General features: G+C 45.1%; 10 protein-coding genes and 1 pseudogene. 5 read left to right on the top strand and 6 right to left on the bottom strand.

The window, feature by feature from the left end:
* Positions 1 to 111 precede the first annotated feature (111 nt).
* A pseudogene (locus L2744_RS09390) lies at positions 112 to 423 on the top strand (DUF2947 family protein); the annotation flags it as partial.
* 38 nt (positions 424 to 461) lie between these two features.
* A complete protein-coding gene (locus L2744_RS09385) occupies positions 462 to 1,022 on the top strand; it encodes a chalcone isomerase family protein (protein WP_248991656.1) in 561 nt (186 codons plus the stop codon).
* Between the two features lie 18 nt (positions 1,023 to 1,040).
* Here the strand turns inward: L2744_RS09385 and L2744_RS09380 are convergent, their stop codons facing one another.
* Positions 1,041 to 1,943 carry a DUF6268 family outer membrane beta-barrel protein gene (locus L2744_RS09380; RefSeq protein WP_248991664.1) on the bottom strand — a complete coding sequence of 301 codons (903 nt, stop codon included), beginning with the start codon at positions 1,941 to 1,943 and terminating at the stop codon, positions 1,041 to 1,043.
* 162 nt (positions 1,944 to 2,105) lie between these two features.
* A complete protein-coding gene (locus tag L2744_RS09375) occupies positions 2,106 to 2,732 on the bottom strand; it encodes a TetR/AcrR family transcriptional regulator (RefSeq protein ID WP_248991655.1) in 627 nt (208 codons plus the stop codon).
* Between the two features lie 138 nt (positions 2,733 to 2,870).
* Here L2744_RS09375 and L2744_RS09370 point away from each other — a divergent pair, with 138 nt between their 5' ends.
* The 3 genes from L2744_RS09370 (at position 2,871) to L2744_RS09360 (ending at position 9,287) form a co-directional block, all read left to right on the top strand.
* On the top strand, positions 2,871 to 3,983 hold the full coding sequence (locus L2744_RS09370) for an efflux RND transporter periplasmic adaptor subunit (RefSeq protein ID WP_248991654.1): 1,113 nt from the start codon (positions 2,871 to 2,873) through the stop codon (positions 3,981 to 3,983).
* A complete protein-coding gene (locus L2744_RS09365) occupies positions 3,983 to 7,051 on the top strand; it encodes an efflux RND transporter permease subunit (RefSeq protein WP_248991663.1) in 3,069 nt (1,022 codons plus the stop codon). The genes L2744_RS09370 and L2744_RS09365 overlap by 1 nt, the downstream gene beginning before the upstream one ends.
* Positions 7,052 to 7,283: 232 nt before the next feature.
* Positions 7,284 to 9,287: a methyl-accepting chemotaxis protein gene (locus L2744_RS09360; protein WP_248991653.1), complete on the top strand. Its 2,004-nt coding sequence runs from the start codon at positions 7,284 to 7,286 to the stop codon at positions 9,285 to 9,287.
* Positions 9,288 to 9,606: 319 nt separating this feature from the next.
* Here the strand turns inward: L2744_RS09360 and cydX are convergent, their stop codons facing one another.
* The 4 genes from cydX to purL all read right to left on the bottom strand — a co-directional run bounded on the left by cydX (position 9,607) and on the right by purL (position 17,579).
* Positions 9,607 to 9,723 carry a cytochrome bd-I oxidase subunit CydX gene (cydX, locus tag L2744_RS09355; RefSeq protein ID WP_248991652.1) on the bottom strand — a complete coding sequence of 39 codons (117 nt, stop codon included), beginning with the start codon at positions 9,721 to 9,723 and terminating at the stop codon, positions 9,607 to 9,609.
* A gap of 29 nt (positions 9,724 to 9,752) precedes the next feature.
* Positions 9,753 to 10,892, bottom strand: coding sequence for a cytochrome d ubiquinol oxidase subunit II (cydB, locus tag L2744_RS09350; protein ID WP_248991651.1), 1,140 nt, complete (start codon positions 10,890 to 10,892; stop codon positions 9,753 to 9,755).
* Positions 10,893 to 10,907: 15 nt separating this feature from the next.
* Complete coding sequence (locus L2744_RS09345) at positions 10,908 to 12,464, bottom strand: cytochrome ubiquinol oxidase subunit I (protein ID WP_248991650.1); 1,557 nt, start codon at positions 12,462 to 12,464, stop codon at positions 10,908 to 10,910.
* Positions 12,465 to 13,697: 1,233 nt separating this feature from the next.
* A complete protein-coding gene (gene purL / locus L2744_RS09340) occupies positions 13,698 to 17,579 on the bottom strand; it encodes a phosphoribosylformylglycinamidine synthase (protein ID WP_248991662.1) in 3,882 nt (1,293 codons plus the stop codon).
* Positions 17,580 to 17,695: the final 116 nt, after the last annotated feature.

The following is a 17,695-nucleotide window of genomic DNA, read 5'->3' as shown; positions in this document are numbered from 1 at the left end:
GATCGCCTCTTTACGTTCTGGTGAATACCGAGCCATATCGTTCTCTTTTGCCGCACCCTGTCTTTAAACATAATGATTATTTAGGGGTGACAACAATCCTGACACAGGGGGCAATTCACTAAGGGTGATTGGGCAGCAAAAGCTAATGCTTGGACGAAAACCGATCACTGGCAAGGTGGTTGGGACAGCGAAGATAATCGTCTACCTGAGATGTTAGCCGAATTTATCCAATGGCCAGATGAGACCCAGGTGTTTTTTTGCTATGAAAAGTATCAGATCATCGAGACTCGATGGGATGTGTTTGTGCGAAATTGGAAGTGTTTTTTATTTTTCGATGATGGCCCGATCCTTATCTCACCAAAACAAAAACAAGCGATCATGTTCGAGCAAAATGGTCAATATAAGCTCGGCGTTCGCGGTTAAGATAACCATAATTAAAACAATATGATAATAGGTGTATTATGAAGTTACTCTCTACCCTTACCTTACTAACAATGCTACTTTTACCTAATATCTCAATGGCGAAAGATATCTCTGGTGTACAAGTTGCCGACACTGTCACGCTAGAAAATGACTCCCTAGTACTCAATGGCGCTGGTGTTCGTAGTAAGTTTTTTATGGATTTATATGTAGGTAGCCTTTATGTACCAACACCTTTATCCACAACTAGCGCGGTAATTGATGCGCCGATTGCTGCAATTCGTCTAAACATTACTTCAGGTATGATCACCTCAGAAAAAATGCGTAACGCTATTACAGAAGGTTTTGAACAGGCTACCGCGGATAACACCACAGATATTCAGCCACAGATCGATACTTTTATGGCATTGTTTAACGAGGAAATAAAAGAAGGTGATCAATTCACGCTGCTGACCAGCAAAGAACACGGCGTGACCGCGTATAAGAATGATCAGGAACAAGCCACCATCAAAGGTGAAATGTTCCGTCAGGCATTACTAAAAATTTGGCTTGGTGATAAGCCCGCCCAGAAAAGCCTTAAAGAGGCAATGCTGGGTAAATAGCTAGGTTAAAAATTTGAATTAGAATTTAAATTCGATATCCAAGGCGGCTGCGCCTTGGTTATCCATATCAACCGTCGCTTGATGCGTCACTTCTAACTCTGCGTTAAAATAGTAACCGGCATAAAGATTAACGGATATTGTGGGCGTAGCTTGCCAACCACCACGGATATAACTCGCCCATTCGTTAATTTCAACAGCGATGTCATCGTCTTCGATTAAGAATCTTTCGGTACGCTTTGAGCTACCAAATCCGATATTCCAATCGGAATTAAATTGATAACTTAGCTCTAATCCTGCGGGACCACTAAAACCTGCTTTAAAGGGATTGGCAAGTGCCCAATGTTCATTTATCTGCCATCGCATTGCGAGGTACGGAACGGTGCGGACTTCATCAATATCATTGAGATACGCCACCCCAAAACCAATCATATTACCAGACTCAAACGCATACATTGCAGAAGCCACTACACCATAGCTCTGAGCATGGCTAAAGGATGCGGTATCTGCATAGGCATATTGGAGTTGTGGCGCTAAAAAGAATGCCCAATGCTTATCTAAACGGTAATTTAGGGACACTCCAGCACGGTAACGATTGATATGATCCCAGATTTGTCCATCACCCCCAAACAGTGGTGAAACATTGTTCGCCCCTGTCAAACTGATATGACGCCAATCGTAATCTAGCCTGTCGTATCCTAGATTAACCCCTAATGACCACTGCCTGTTTAAGGGAATATTTACCCCTGCATTAAGTAATAAACTGTCCCGTTGTAATTCGGTATTACCGTTAGCCACCTCTGCACTTTGGGTGCTTACCTGCGCAATACTTAACCGAAAAGATTTACGGTCTTGCTCAGGCTTCTCAGCCCCAATAGCAACACTAGTTAACAGCGGAAGGAGTAATAAACTTCTCTTAAACATCACGATACTTGCACTTATTTGTGGAATACTTTGATTAGCCACAGTCACTCCTTGTGAGATAAATCGTAGATTGATTTTGCGAATAATACGCTTTATCCAATAAAAAATTCAGACTTTTAGCATAAAATAACAAACGGATACAATTTCTATTTAGGGGGTTCACTAGACACGATATGCCCTTAAAAACATATCGGCACACCCACGAATATACCCCTCTCGCTCTAGCAGTAATCCTTCAATCTCAAGCCCCAATTCTAGCCTAAGTTTTAGCTCGCCAAACAGCATCAAACACAGACGCACTGCACTTTGATGGGCATTGCCAAACTGATATCTCCCCAGCGCTTCGACCGCCAGTAAATAATCCGCCAATATGCCCACAATATGCTGTGGCCCAGCTTCAAAAAACAGTCGCGATACCTCAGGGTGACTCTCTGATTGAGCCACACAAGCTTTAAACACGGTTATCGCCTCTGGGCTCACTATCATCTCGCCAAACTGCAGTGCAAATTGAGTCAGGGCAGCTTCTGGTTGAGCCGGATCATTGAGTAGATCATCATGCAGATTATGGCCTACACATTTAGATTCTATTGCTGCAACAAATAATTCATCTTTACTGCCGTAATGGGAATACACGGTTTGTTTTGAGACTCCTGCAAGTTTAGCAACTTCGTCCATGCTGGTATGGGGAAAACCTTGGCGACAAAATAAATCAATTGCTGCGACAAGGACTTGCTGCCTTTTTTGCTCACTTCGGCTCAAAGGTAATTGCATATCTGAACACTGAGTCATATCAACACTCTCATTTATTGACACGATAAATATGTATTAGTTAAGCACAAAATAGACTAGACAGTCCAGTTCCGCACAACTAGACTAGCAAGTCTAGTTACACAATGTTAACGTTAACACTACAACGGAAGGACTGAAATGGATCGAGCTGCCCGACGTTTTTGGCGCGCTATTGCCATCAGCACATTTGCCTTAGTGGCATTAAGTGCCTGCCAAAGAGAAGTGACTGAGCATGCAAACTCCGCCTCATTACAACATGTGGTGACAGCGCCGCTTGTATTCACATCCAGTTACCAACAGGATCAAGTGTTCACAGGTACGATACGTGCGGGTAATACCACGGGTGTGGGGTTTGAACTTTCGGGGAAATTGAGCGAACTTTATGTCGATAGCGGAGCAAAAGTTGTACAGGGACAAGTGCTCGCCAGACTTGACACGCGACTGCTTGAGGCCGAACGCCAAGAGATACAAGCAAGCCTCGCGCAAACTCAAGCCGATGTCGATCTCGCAAGCAGCACCTTAAAACGTAATCTTGAGCTTAAAAAGTCGGGTTATGTGTCAGAACAATTACTCGATGAAAATCGCAGTCAACTAATTAGTTTAGAAGCGGCAAAACTGCGGCTGATTGCCTCTCAACACGCTAATCGACTAAAACTTGATAAATCACTGTTACTAGCCCCATTTGATGGTTCGATAAGCCAACGTCTCCATAGTCTAGGGGAGGTAGTATCCACCGGAAGCCCAGTATTTACCTTAGTGGGCCATATTAACCCAGAGGCGTACATTGGTATTCCAGTCGATATTGCGGGTCAATTTAGTCACGGAAAACAGGTTAATATTAGCGTACACGATCAACATTTTACCGCTCAAATTGCAGGTATTAGCGCAGAGGTCAATCCGATCAGCCGCACCTTACAGTTACGTATTAGCCTGCCAAAAGAAGCGAGAGTTATTAATGGTGAGATAGCGTATTTGCATCAACAGCAAAACGTGACTCAAGCGGGTTATTGGGTGCCGATTTCAGCGCTAACCGATGGTATTCGCGGTCTTTGGAATATCTACATAGTCACATCAAACAAGGCCGAAGCAAAGATTGAACGCCGCGATGTGGAAATTCTCTACACGACCCAAGATATGGCCTATATCCAAGGGGCGATACAAGCAAATGAACACTATGTTAGCCAAGGACTACAAAAATTAGTTGTTGGTCAAACCGTATCCCCTGTAACCATTTCAGCAACGAGGCAATGATGATCAAAGCCTTTGTCGAAAACGGTCGCTTAGTCAGTCTCGTCATTGCCCTACTCATAGTTGCGGGTTTAGGCGCGATATCGAGTCTACCCCGTACCGAAGATCCCCATATTACCAACCGTTTTGCTTCCGTGATCACCTCCTATCCCGGCGCTTCAGCTGAAAGAGTTGAGGCCTTAGTCACTGAAGTGATAGAAAATCAGCTAAGACGATTAGAGGAAATTAAGCTCATTCAATCGACTTCAAGGCCTGGGGTGTCAGTCATTCAATTAGAGCTGAAAGATACAGTGATGGAAACGGCGCCCGTATGGTCACGGGCGCGTGATTTATTAGCAGACGCGAAAGCCAATCTACCCGATGGCATTCAAACCCCCACCTTAGATGATCAGATAGGTTATGCTTATACCGCTATTTTAAGTTTAGTGTGGAATGCTGATACCCCTATTCGAGCGGATATTCTGAACCGCTACGCCAAAGAACTGCAGAGTCGATTAAGGCTTTTATCGGGCACAGATTTTGTCAAACTCTACGGCGCACCTACCGAAGAAATTTTAGTTCAGCTCAACGGTAGCAAAATGAGCCAATTGCAGCTCACGCCCTCTGCTATTGCCCAGATATTGACTAGTGCCGACAGTAAAATCTCCGCTGGAGAAATTAATAACAAAACATTTCGCGCCTTAGTGGAAGTATCGGGTGAACTTGACTCACAAACCCGTATTCGCCAAGTACCACTAAAAGTAGATACTCACGGGCAAATTATTCGCCTTGGGGATATTGCTACAGTGACTCGCCAAGCTCAAACCCCTGCAGATAGCATAGCGTTAGTCGATGGTGAGCAAGGGGTATTTGTTGCAGTGCGGATGCTCAATAATACCCGAGTCGATCTTTGGCAGGCTCAAGTAAATAAGGTCGTCGACGAACTCAATCGCGATGTACCCGCTAATATCAAAATACAATGGTTATTCGAGCAAAATAGTTACACCAGCGTACGCCTTGGTGACTTAGTCATAAACCTACTTCAAGGGTTTATCATCATCTTATTAGTACTGCTACTCACCCTTGGCGTAAGAAATGCCATTATTGTGGCCATATCCTTACCCTTGACGGCGTTGTTTACGTTAGCTTGCATGAAATACATAAACCTACCTATACACCAAATGTCGGTGACTGGCTTAGTCGTTGCCCTTGGGATCATGGTGGATAACGCTATTGTGATTGTCGATGCCATAGCACAGCGTCGCCAACAGGGAATGAGCCGATTAGCGGCCGTCAGTAAAACCTTACACCACCTTTGGCTCCCGTTAGCAGGCTCGACTATTACCACCATTCTTGCCTTTGCCCCTATCGTTTTAATGCCCGGTGCCGCGGGAGAGTTTGTGAGCGGCATTGCCATGTCAGTGATATTTGCATTGCTGGGTTCTTACTTAATTTCCCATACCTTAATTGCTGGACTGGCAGGACGTTTCAGTATCGATGGCAAGCGTGATGCATGGTACCAACATGGGATCAGTGTGCCGTTTGTAAGCCATTATTTCCAAGCTAGCCTAAGATTTGCACTTAATAGACCCATGATAAGTGCCATTGCAATAGGCGTAATCCCAGCACTGGGTTTCTATGCTTCAGGCAAAATGACGGAGCAATTTTTCCCACCATCGGACAGAGATATGTTCCAGATTGAGATTTATCTTGCCCCCCATGCCAGTCTTGAAAATACGCTCAATCAAGTGCAATTAATGGATAAAAAATTGCGCAACGTCGATGGTATCACCCAAGTGGATTGGGTTGTTGGGGGTAATAGTCCCTCCTTCTACTATAACTTAACCCAGCGCCAGCAAGGTGCGACTAATTACGCTCAGGCGATGGTGAAAGTCATCGATTTTAAGCGTGCTAATGTATTGATCCCACAGCTACAGCAACAATTGGACTCGACTTTTCCAGAGGTGCAGGTCTTAGTCCGTAAATTAGAGCAAGGCCCTCCCTTTAATGCACCAGTGGAGCTGATGATCTTCGGCTCTAATCTTGATACTTTGCGATCCATTGGAGATGAAATTCGCCTTATTCTCGCGGCGACACCCGATGTACTTCATACCCGTGCAACGTTAAGTGCTGGCGCACCAAAGGTGTGGCTACAAGTGAATGAAGATGCCAGCTTAATGAGTGGCTTGAGCCTAACGGACATTGCCAAACAAATCCAAATGTCGACCACAGGAGTGATTGGTGGAAGCGTACTCGAGCAAACAGAATCCTTAGCTGTAAGAGTTCGCTTGGGCGATGAGAGTCGTGAGCAGGAAAACCGCCTATCGGAAATTCAATTAGTTTCACCCTCCGGAGAAGCTGTATCGCTCTCAGCCCTTTCCCATAGTGAGATACAAGTGAGCCGCGGAGCCATTCCAAGGCGTAATGGCCAAAGGGTCAATACTATTGAGGCTTATATCGTCAGCGGGGTTTTACCGGCTCAAGTACTCAATGATGTCAAAGATAAAGTGGCACAATTAACCTTACCTCCTGGCTATCGTATTGAAATTGGAGGTGAAAGTGCAAAACGCAATGAGGCAGTAGGTAATTTATTATCGAGTGTTATGTTAGTGGTTACCTTGCTGTTAGCGACTCTCGTGCTGTCATTTAATTCCTTTAGGCTCACCGCCATTATTCTGTTAAGCGCAATACAATCTGCTGGATTAGGCTTATTAGTCGTATTTATTTTTGGCTATCCCTTTGGTTTTCCCGTAATCATTGGTTTATTGGGGTTAATGGGACTCGCTATCAACGCTGCCATTGTGATCTTGGCTGAGCTCGAAGATATGCCTGCGGCAAGGCGTGGTGATAGAGACATCATTATCAGTACTGTTAGCAGTTGTGGTCGTCATATAGGTTCAACAACGATTACAACGGTTGGCGGATTTATCCCCTTAATCATTGCAGGTGGCGGGTTTTGGCCTCCATTCGCGATTGCAATTGCAGGCGGCACGCTACTGACAACGTTACTATCACTAGTATGGGTACCCACAATGTATTTACTTTTAATGAATACTCGAAAAGTAAAAGATGATACCTGGGTCAACACATAGCAGAGTTAATCTCATTTCACTTTATGGGACTTCGTCTACCCATTTATGGCTAGCGTAATTAAGCCGATATTGATTAATATTTTATATTATAAAATATATGGTTAACTGTATGGTTTAGATTGAGAATAACTTGCTAAACTCTCTATAACAAAGAGAAATATTAGACTCAAATCAAGACTAATTGGTCAAAATTGAGTTACATTAGCGCCACCTTTACCAATAGGATCGCAGAATGAACTATAAAAACTGGCCTATCGCAAAACAAATTGGCGCCCTCGCTTTTTTCCTCACACTTATTATCTTCAGCATACTTAGCACATTGGCCTATAAAGCGGCATCAAATGTACTCGAAGATAAAGGCATTAGTGCAATGAAGGCCGAAATGCACGCAGTCTCAGATATGTTAGAACTGCAATATGATAGCATTCTGCAGCTTGCTAGGCGCAATGCAGATGTCTTTAAAGAAATGTACCCCGGACAATTTAGTAAGCCAGATAAACGCGTCAATATTTTAGGGATCAGTACCCCTGCTCTACTACACGAAAAAGAACAAATAAACTCTTCGATGAGTAAAGTTGACCGATTTGCGAAAATTACTGGCGGAACAGCAACAGTCTTTGTTCGTGATGGTGATGAGTTTATTCGTATTGCAACATCCCTTAAAAAAGCCGATGGCACCCGTGCTGTCGGGACTTATCTAGACAAAACTCACCCAGGTTACCAACCTCTTATCAGCGGTAAAGAATATGAAGGCTATGCCAAGCTCTTTGGCAAAGACTATATGACTGTCTATCGACCAATAAAAGATCCTCAAGGACAAGTCATTGGTATCTTGTATATAGGCTTTGATATCACCAGCTCTCTAATACAACTACAGAAAGCGGTCAAAAACTTAACCTTAGAGGAAAGTGGCCATTTCCTATTAATGCGAAAAACCGACGCGATCGTGGTTTCACACCCCAAATTTAATGCGGGTGACAAGGTAACCGAAACAGTTTTAGACGGTCTATCCCTAGAGCAAGCACTACAAGATAAGTCAGAGTGGGATTACTCTAATACTAATAACGAACGCATGTTTGCCTATAGTCAAACCGTTACGGGCTGGAATTGGGTACTTCTGGGCCAAGTAAAAGCAAACGAACTTAATGAGGAGAGCATTGATTTATTAATTATCAATGCAATTGTCGCCATCACAGGGATTGCACTCATTACAGCTCTGCTGTCAGTGGTGCTCATTCGAACACTTAAACCATTACATGCCTTACAAGATCATATGGAAACCCTAGGCCGCGGCGATTTCAGTCAAAACTTAGCGCCGTCTGGGCCTCTGAGCCAAAACGAAGTGGATAAGATCACCACTAGCGTATCTGTCATGTCCTCTGAGTTAAAGCAGCTCATTATTGCCTTGCAAGATTCCGTCGAAAGTCTAGAGCAACAAGCATCAAAAGCACAAAGCATCGCTAAGCAAAATGGTGAAGAAGCCCAAGCATTAATGCTTCAAACGGATCAAATCGCTACGGCAATTGAAGAAATGTCAACCTCAATCCGTGATGTAGCCAACCATGCCCAAGATGGTGCAGAGCAGAGCCTGCAAGCCGACTCAGCCGCTAAAGAAGGCTACAATCAGCAGAGTAAGGTTGTACAAGACTTACTCAAACTTAGTCAGCAACTCAGTAATAGCCATCAATCCATCGAAAAGGTCAGCCAAGAGAGTGAGGCTATTAGTAAGGTGACAGAGGTGATCAACAGTATTGCCGAACAGACCAATCTTCTTGCACTTAACGCTGCAATTGAGGCCGCTCGAGCGGGTGAACAGGGTCGAGGCTTTGCCGTCGTTGCCGATGAAGTACGTACATTAGCCCAGCGCACGCAATCTTCAATTTTAGAGATAGGCCAAACCATCGAAAAACTGCAAACCCAAGTGAAAAATGCAACCGAACAAATGGCACAGAGTCATCAACTTGGTACAACTTCGGCGACACAGGGTGAAATAACGGGCGAGCAGCTTAAAGAAATTACCCGCCGTATTGGCGAGCTTGCCATTAGTTCACGCAATATTGCCTCGGCGACAGAGCAGCAAAGCAGTGTTGCCCAAGAGATCACTCATAACCTACATCAAATCAGTGAATTGGCTAATGAAGGAGAACACCGCGCCACTGAAACAGTTCATTCGGCCGATGAATTATCTTCCCTAGCCGCAGCATTAAAACGTCAAATAAGCCAATTTAAAGCCTAACTCAAATATTGGATCAGTTGTCTATCAAATGCCGTCCACACTGGGCGGCATTTTTTATGGCAGTTATTTAGGGAGCTATTCTGGCCTGCAAACACACACCCGCTATCGCCGCCCTCTCATCTTAAGCGCAATCTAAGCCTCACTTAACGCTCACTTTAGCACTGATATCAGGCGCAGTAGTATCCTTGCCATCTTAGCCTCAACGCTTGGTCTAGTGCGATGATGCAGCCCTCCGCACAGGTTAAAAATAACCTCAGCCCATCAAAAAAATTCCAATAAAAAACCCCGCAAACGCGAGGTTTTTAAATTGAATTAGACGTTACTGGGCATCATCTGCCGATCTGTCCATATTCTCAGTATTTTCAAGCCATAGGGCATTGATAATTCCGAAAGAACAGGCCAACAAAACCCCTAATATCCACGTAAAATACCACATAGCAGATGCTCCTTAATTCTTCGTAAACATTAATAGAGTGAGGCTTTGTTATCTTCAATATGTTTACGGCCAATACGACCAAACATTTTGAAGTAAGTCCAGACGGTGTAACATAACACGATAGGCACAAAAATCACGGCCGCCCATGTCATAACACCTAAGGTCATTTCACTAGCCGTTGCATCCCACATTGTCAGGCTGACATTTGGATCCAATGATGATGGCATAACAAATGGGAACATAGCAGCACCACATGTCAAAATCACCATTGCCACAGTTAATGAACTGAATAAGAACGCAAAGCCAGAACGGTTTAAGCGACTTACCACAATCACCAACAGGGGTAATACCACACCTAAAATAGGGAACAGCATAGTGATTGGATACTTGTCATAGTTTGCTAACCATGCACCCGCTTCAACCGCTACTGTTTTCATCGTCGGGTTAGATACCGCATTGTGGTCAAGTGCCGAGGTCACAACATAGCCATCAATACCATACGTCAACCATACACCTGCCGCAGCAAACAACACTGCAACTAATAGCGCGAAGAATTGAGTCGCTTTAGCCGCTCTCACACGCAGTTCACTGTCGGTCTTCATTTGTAACCACGAAGCGCCTTGCATCATAAACATGCTCACGCTCACGAGACCTGCAAGTAGACCAAAGGGATTTAGTAATCCAAACAAACCACCGTGGTATTTTGCACGCAGGAACTCATCAAAGTTAAATGGAACACCTTGCAATAAGTTACCAAAGGCGACACCAATGATCAGCGGAGGAATAAAACCACCGGCAAACAATGCCCAATCCCATGACTTACGCCATTTTGGATCCTCGATTTTTGAACGATAGTCAAATCCCACAGGGCGCATGTATAGGGCAAACAGCACTAACATCATAGCCACATAGAAGCCAGAGAAAGACACTGCATACACTGTTGGCCAAGCGGCAAATAACGCACCACCAGCGGTGATTAGCCATACTTGGTTACCATCCCAATGGGGGGCAATTGTATTGACCATAATACGGCGCTCGGTGTCGTCTTTACCTATAATAGGTAGTAACGCACCCACACCCATATCAAAACCGTCAGTTACCGCAAATCCGATGAACAGTACGCCGATCAGAGCCCACCAGATTACTCGTAATATTTCATAATCAAACATAATGAAATCCTCTGCTTAGGCTTCTAGTTTCTCGAAATGATAACGACCAGTTTTTAAACTGCTCGGACCAAGGCGGGCAAACTTAAACATCAGGAACATCTCAATCACCAACAACACTGTGTAGAACAGTGTGATGGAAATGATGCTGAACCATAGGTCGCCCGTCGTTAAACTCGACGCCGACATAAAGGTTGGCAAGACTTCAGAGATAGTCCAAGGCTGACGGCCGTATTCAGCTACAAACCAACCGCATTCAATGGCAATCCAAGGTAATGGTAAGCTGTAAAGCGCAGCTTTAAGCACCCATTTTTTCTCTTCAATTTGATGACGAGTGCTTTGCCAGAATGCCGCTGCAAACACTAACAGCATGACAAAACCTAATCCCACCATGATACGGAAGCTCCAGAACATAGGGGCAACACTTGGGATAGAATCCTTAGCTGCTGCTTTAATTTGTTCCTCTGTCGCATCAACAATGTTCTCGGTATAACGCTTAAGCAATAAACCGTAACCCAAGTCAACCTTCGCTGTTTCGAAAGCTGCACGAAGCGCTGGTGTTTCTTCACCCGCACGCAGTTTCACCAACATCTCATAAGCTTTCATACCGTTACGGATGCGAACTTCATGCTCAGTGATAAGATCATGAATACCAGTCACTTCCTCATCCAATGAGCGTGTAGCTACAATACCCATTGCATAAGGGATCTTCACCGCAAAATCAGTTTCCATTGTTTCTTGATTAGGGAAACCGATAGCAGTAAAAGCCGCAGGTGCAGGTTCAGTGTGCCATTCCGCTTCAATCGCAGCTAATTTAACGCGCTGTGCTTCACCCACTTTATAGCCTGATTCGTCACCTAAAACGATAACAGACAAAATCGATGCCATACCAAAACTTGCCGCAATCGCAAATGAGCGACGGGCAAAAGGTAAGTCACGTTTTTTAAGAATGTAGTAAGCACTGATCGCTAAAACAAACATAGCACCAGTCACATAACCAGAAGCCACAGTGTGAACAAACTTCACCTGTGCAACGGGGTTAAAGACCACTTCAGCAAAACTGGTCATTTCCATACGCATGGTTTCGTAATTGAATACAGAACCCACAGGGTTTTGCATCCAACCATTAGCAACCAAGATCCATAGCGCTGATAAGTTAGAGCCAAAGGCGACTAACCAAGTCACGACTAAATGCTGGCGCTTAGTGAAACGGTCCCATCCGAAGAAGAACATACCCACAAAGGTAGATTCAAGGAAAAATGCCATTAGACCTTCAATGGCAAGGGGCGCACCAAAAATGTCCCCTACATAGTGGGAGTAATAAGACCAGTTAGTACCAAACTGGAACTCCATCGCTAAACCCGTTGAAACACCCAAGGCAAAGTTAATACCAAATAACTTACCCCAGAATTTAGTCATATCTTTATAAATTTGTTTATCAGTCATCACATAGAGTGATTCCATGATAGCCAGCAAAAATGCTAGCCCTAAAGTTAAAGGAACAAATAGGAAGTGATACATGGCTGTCAGCGCAAACTGCAACCGCGATAGCTCAACAACCTCTTCAACAATCATCGGTAACTCCTTACGTGGTGCGTCCAATTGCTACAACGAAATCCGCATTGTTTATAGCAAGTGCCTTTGTAGGATAGTGAGTTTCATTTTGTGTTTATATCTGGCGTCAGTATAAACCGTTAAAATTAATCTTTTGCATTACATCGAAGTAGCAAGGGCTAAAAGTACCAATTTCCATCACATACTGAGACACAAGTCACACTATCGCATAGCATTGAGACCAACACCTCACCACCCAACCAATCAAATGATCCCATCGATATAAATATCAGATAGTTAGGATATTTACTCGCTTTCATTTGTGAGTATTTTATACCACCTGCTTTTGATTCAAATCAATCAAACTCAGCGGTTTAGATGGGTTTTGCGGCGGGGCACACACTTCCCTTGATATGTGGATTGACAAATAGCAAAAAGTAGAGTAGAGAAGCAAATTTAGTGGGCGTAAAAGTATATTTTCAACCAGTTAACACGATAAGTGACACTTAATACCGTAAAACAACAAAAAACACCTTTACAACAATAAATTTACTATTACAAAATCAACAGCATCGAACTAATATATAAAATAAAATACATATAAATCAAAATTAAGAATAAAAACAAAATAAAAAATCAGAAAATTAAAATTAGTTTTACTAATGATTAATTGTATTTTTTCTCGTTTGATAACATTCTGTGCACTGCTTAATATATGTTCAGTGCTAAGGAGAGGGTTTGAACGTTATGGTGAAGCATCCCAGCCCAGTCCGACTTCGCGCACATTGGTTTAACTTTGGTGTGGAGGCAGTGATATGACAAACTTACTTGAACGTCTAATTAACATTTATAAGCCTGTTTTTGTTGAACTTTATAAAGCTCATGAGCTGTAATAGCTTTGCGCTTATTCATCATAGATCCTGATTTAACTTGAAGTTTTGTTAGCGCAAAATGAGCCCCCCTCTCTTTGAGTTGGGGGCTTTTTCTTTTCCTATCTCACATTTTCTGCTAAGGGAACAACCTTGGGATCTACAGGATTGAAACTTATCAATTGTGCAACATACTCATTAAGAGGTAATTAGTAATTAAAGTGAGAATTTAATTACTTAAGTACATTAGATTATTTGCAATAAAACCTAATGCATTGAAATATATAAACTTAAAAAAAACATGCATTTAAAATATAAAAAAGGAGCGAAAATTTCGCCCCTTTTTTTAACCCACTAAACTTTAAACTTGATGTATTTTAGGTGGTTAACCTAAGGTCACTCGCGCATTACGGAACATACGCATCCAAGGGCTATCTTCACCCCAAGCATCCGGATGCCAAGAGTTAGCCACGGTTCTGAACACACGTTCTGGGTGCGGCATCATCAGGGTCACGCGGCCATCGGTGGTACAAATCCCCGTTAAACCATTGGGTGAGCCGTTCGGGTTTTGTGGGTACTGAGTTGCGATTTCACCTTTACCATTGACAAAACGTAGCGCAATCGTGCCTGACGCTTCGGCAATCGCCAACGCTTCAGGGCTGGCAAACTCAGCCAAACCTTCACCGTGGGATACGGCAATAGGCATACGTGAACCCGCCATACCTTGGAAGAATAACGACGGGCTCTGTTGCACTTCAACTAAGCTGAAACGTGCTTCGAAACGCTCCGAGCGGTTACGTACAAAATGTGGCCAGTGCTCGCTGCCTGGGATAATTTCTTTCAGGTTCGACAGCATTTGACAACCATTACACACGCCAAGGGCGAAACTTGAGTCACGTTCAAAGAAACGTGAAAACTCATCGCGAGCACGCTCATTAAACAGAATCGACTTAGCCCAACCTTCACCCGCGCCTAATACGTCACCGTAGGAGAAGCCACCACAGGCCACTAGGCCTTGGAAATCCTCTAGGCTGATACGGCCAGATAAAATGTCCGACATGTGTACATCGCGGCTTTCAAACCCAGCGCGATCAAAAGCAGCAGCCATTTCTACGTGGGAGTTAACGCCCTGCTCACGCAAAATCGCCATCTTAGGCGCTGCGCCCTTAAGGATATAAGGTGCGGCAACATCTTGGCTTGGATCAAAACTTAAGTTAACGGTTAAGCCTAAATCGGTTTCGTCTTGCTTAAGTTTGAACTCTTCAAGCGCGCAGGCTGGGTTATCACGCAGAGCTTGCATACGATACGTGGTTTCTGACCACAGAGTACGCAGCGCCACGCGGCTATCACTGAAGATTTCACGCGCGCCATCTTTAATGGTGATGCGTTGATCGTCGGCTAGAGTTCCGATCACATGGCAAGGTACGCCCGCGATAGCAAACTGAGCGGCAATTTTCGCAGCGTTGTCGCGGCTCACTTGCAGCACGGCGCCCAATTCTTCGTTGAAAAGACGTTCTAGATCACTGCCCTGCAGATCCTCTAAATCTATATCTAAGCCAGTATTACCGGCGAAAGCCATTTCCACTAAGGTAGTGAATAAACCACCGTCGCTACGGTCGTGGTAAGCGATAACCGACTTTTTAGCCACCAGGTTTTGCATGGTTTCAAAGAAACCGCGCAGCAGTGCAGCATCGTCAAGATCCGGCGCAATATCACCCAACTCACCAAACACTTGGGCTAAACAAGAACCGCCTAAACGATTTTTGCCCGCACCTAAATCCACTAACAGTAAAGACGTTTCGCCTTTATCTGTGCGTAGCTCTGGCGTCACTGTATTGCGAATATCTTGCACCACACCAAAGGCGGTAATCACCAAAGACATAGGTGAGGTCACGGTTTTATCCGCGCCATCTTGCTGCCATGCGGTCTTCATCGACATAGAGTCTTTACCGACCGGAATGGTCAGGCAGAGCTCTGGACACAGTTCTTCACCCACGGCCTTAACCGCTTCATAAAGACCCGCATCTTCACCTGGGTGACCCGCGGCAGACATCCAGTTGGCAGAAAGCTTAATACGCTTAAATGAACCGATATCGGCACCAGCGATATTCATGATTGACTCGGCCACAGCCATACGGGCAGAAGCGCCAAAGTCCAGCAGCGCCAGCGGTGTACGCTCGCCCAGAGACATAGCCTCACCGGCGTAGGTATCAAAGCTTGCCGCAGTCACAGCGCAATCGGCCACTGGCACTTGCCATGGACCCACCATTTGGTCACGGTTCACTAAACCTGTGACTGTGCGGTCGCCAATAGTGATAAGGAAGGTTTTATCTGCGACCGTAGGCAAGCTCAGTACGCGTTTAACCGCTTCTTTAACATCAATATTGTCCTGCGCTAACGCGGGCGATACCGCTTTGGCCGATACCACATCACGGCTCATCTTAGGCGCTTTGCCTAATAAGACTTCGAGTGGTAAATCGATGGGATTATTGTCGAAATGGCTGTCACTAAGCGTCAGGTGTTTCTCCGCTGTCGCTTCACCCACAACCGCAAACGGGGTGCGCTCACGCTCACAGATTGCAGTAAATAGCGCGAGGTTTTCAGGGGCAACTGACATCACATAACGTTCCTGTGATTCGTTACACCAGATTTCCAGCGGGCTCATTCCTGGCTCATCCGAAGGCACGTTACGCAGATTAAACAAACCGCCGCGATCACCGTCGTTCACCAGTTCTGGGAAAGCGTTCGACAAACCGCCCGCGCCCACATCGTGGATAAATTGGATAGGGTTTTTATCGCCAAGCTGCCAACAGCGGTCGATCACTTCCTGACAACGACGCTCCATTTCTGGGTTTTCACGTTGCACTGAAGCAAAATCTAAGTCTTCACTCGATTGACCCGATGCCATAGACGAAGCGGCGCCGCCGCCCAGACCTATGTTCATCGCAGGGCCACCGAGCACAATTAGCTTAGCGCCAACGGTGATTCCGCCCTTCTGTACATGTTCTTCGCGAATGTTACCTAAACCACCGGCTAACATAATCGGTTTGTGGTAACCACGGACTTCAACGCCGTTATGGCTGCTAACTTCCTGCTCGTAGGTACGGAAATAACCGACCAGCGCAGGACGACCAAACTCGTTGTTAAATGCCGCGCCGCCCAGAGGTCCTTCGGTCATGATGTCCAGCGCACTGACGATACGTTCTGGCTTACCGTAGTCACCTTCCCATGGTTGAACAAAACCCGGGATTTTTAAATTGGATACGCTAAAGCCCGTTAAACCCGCTTTAGGTTTAGAACCACGACCCGTTGCACCTTCATCACGGATCTCACCACCCGAACCAGTTGCAGCGCCAGGATAGGGGCTGATGGCGGTTGGATGGTTGTGGGTTTCCACTTTCATCAGGATGTGCATAGGTTCAGTGTGGTAGCTATATACCCCATCAGGATCGGGGAAGAAACGGCCAGCAACCGAACCTTCCATCACAGCAGCGTTATCTTTGTAGGCAGATAACACGTGATCAGGCGTGGTTTCAAAGGTGTTCTTGATCATTTTGAACAATGACTTAGGCTGAACTTCACCGTCAATAGTCCAATCTGCATTAAAAATCTTGTGACGACAATGCTCAGAGTTTGCCTGAGCAAACATCATCAATTCGATGTCATGGGGATTACGGCCTAAACGGACGAAGTTTTCGACTAAATAGTCGATTTCATCTTCGGCTAAGGCAAGCCCCAATGTAGTGTTAGCCACTTCAAGTGCGCGGCGACCTTCGGCAAGAATATTGACGCTCCTAAACGGCGCAGGCTCAGTGCGTTTGAACAGCACATCGGCTTTGGCAAAATCATCGAGGATAATTTCAACCATGCGATCGTGCAGCAACGCATTTAAGGTTTGTTGCTGAGGCGCTGTCAGAGCATCTGACTCGACATAATACGCAACGCCTCGCTCCAAACGCTTCACTTTACCAAGGCCACAATTGTGCGCGATGTCAGTGGCTTTTGAAGACCAAGGAGAAATAGTACCGGGGCGAGGAGTGACAAACAGGAGTGAACCTTGGGGGATATGAGCTTCTATCGCAGGTCCATAGGTGAGAATTTTTTCAAGCTGCTGGCGTTCATTTGTGTCGAGCAACTCGCTCAAATCCGCTAAATGGACATACTCAGCATAGATTTGGCGTACCGGAAGCGCAGCGGTTTCGCAGGCCTCCATCAGCTTTTGCACCCTAAACGTCGAGAGTGCAGGGGCTCCGCGGATGATCTCCATCACGTCTATTCACCTTATTATTTATTATTGCAGGGGTCAGAGGTGGCGCTATTATAAGGAAATGTCTGTCACAAATCACCTGCGACCTTACGCAAAACAGTGTTTCCTGTGATATA

It is taken from the genome of Shewanella profunda, assembly GCF_023283765.1.
Taxonomy (GTDB): Bacteria; Pseudomonadota; Gammaproteobacteria; order Enterobacterales; family Shewanellaceae; genus Shewanella; species Shewanella profunda.
Note: the sequence above shows the minus strand (reverse complement) of the source record. Positions and strands in the feature narration are given on the sequence as shown.

What these genes read in the sequence shown, in the direction of transcription:
- L2744_RS09385 (WP_248991656.1), top strand. Translation starts at nt 462, where the DNA reads ATGAAGTTACTCTCTACCCTTACCTTACTAACAATGCTACTTTTACCT.
- cydX (WP_248991652.1), bottom strand. Translation starts at nt 9,723, where the DNA reads ATGTGGTATTTTACGTGGATATTAGGGGTTTTGTTGGCCTGTTCTTTC.
- L2744_RS09370 (WP_248991654.1), top strand. Translation starts at nt 2,871, where the DNA reads ATGGATCGAGCTGCCCGACGTTTTTGGCGCGCTATTGCCATCAGCACA.
- L2744_RS09365 (WP_248991663.1), top strand. Translation starts at nt 3,983, where the DNA reads ATGATCAAAGCCTTTGTCGAAAACGGTCGCTTAGTCAGTCTCGTCATT.
- L2744_RS09345 (WP_248991650.1), bottom strand. Translation starts at nt 12,464, where the DNA reads ATGATTGTTGAAGAGGTTGTTGAGCTATCGCGGTTGCAGTTTGCGCTG.
- L2744_RS09360 (WP_248991653.1), top strand. Translation starts at nt 7,284, where the DNA reads ATGAACTATAAAAACTGGCCTATCGCAAAACAAATTGGCGCCCTCGCT.
- L2744_RS09380 (WP_248991664.1), bottom strand. Translation starts at nt 1,943, where the DNA reads ATGTTTAAGAGAAGTTTATTACTCCTTCCGCTGTTAACTAGTGTTGCT.
- cydB (WP_248991651.1), bottom strand. Translation starts at nt 10,892, where the DNA reads ATGTTTGATTATGAAATATTACGAGTAATCTGGTGGGCTCTGATCGGC.
- L2744_RS09375 (WP_248991655.1), bottom strand. Translation starts at nt 2,732, where the DNA reads ATGACTCAGTGTTCAGATATGCAATTACCTTTGAGCCGAAGTGAGCAA.
- purL (WP_248991662.1), bottom strand. Translation starts at nt 17,579, where the DNA reads ATGGAGATCATCCGCGGAGCCCCTGCACTCTCGACGTTTAGGGTGCAA.